1 protein-coding gene is annotated in these 559 nt (G+C 47.8%); it reads right to left on the reverse strand.

Features of this window, described 5'->3' with window-relative positions; all coding sequences use genetic code 11:
- On the reverse strand, positions 1-559 hold a 559-nt coding region (locus tag LVD47_RS23345), incomplete at both ends, for a hypothetical protein (protein WP_236981133.1).

Here is a 559-nt window from a genome sequence, read left to right on the forward strand (position 1 = left end):
GGTTGAACTACTCCGTGTATTGATTGTACTACACGGGATAATCACCAATGGCTCGTGATCTTCCGGTGACGGTACATATCCACAGTAGGTCACCAATAATCCCGTATCAATCCGGGCCGTCGGAATATCCAGGTCTGACGCTTCGTCTATCCTTGTCCCAAACGCAGAAATCATTTCCACACTCCCATTTTCATCTAATAGCAACGTGCTGGTACAACTACCCAGTTCATTCCCTACTGATACTTCCAGGCCTGCTCCCAAATAATCACACAGGTTTACTCCTTCTAATACATAATCACTGCTCCGCATCCCACTTTGTTCCCATAGTACTCCGCCCCACTGATTATATACCCTCACATCGTGATTCGCCAGGCAGGACGCATTCGTGATCAGGTCATCCACACGTACCGTTATCGTCCCATCCGGATGAACCGAAGGACTGATCCGGATCCGGCAATTCAACGGTACTACCGGCGCCGTTTCCTGTACCTCTATATCAAAGGTTTCTATCGTTTCATTTCCACTCGAATCTATTGCCGTCAGCGTAACCATTACTATT

The sequence above is a fragment of the Membranihabitans maritimus genome, assembly GCF_021729145.1.
Taxonomy (GTDB): Bacteria; Bacteroidota; Bacteroidia; order Chitinophagales; family Saprospiraceae; genus Membranihabitans; species Membranihabitans maritimus.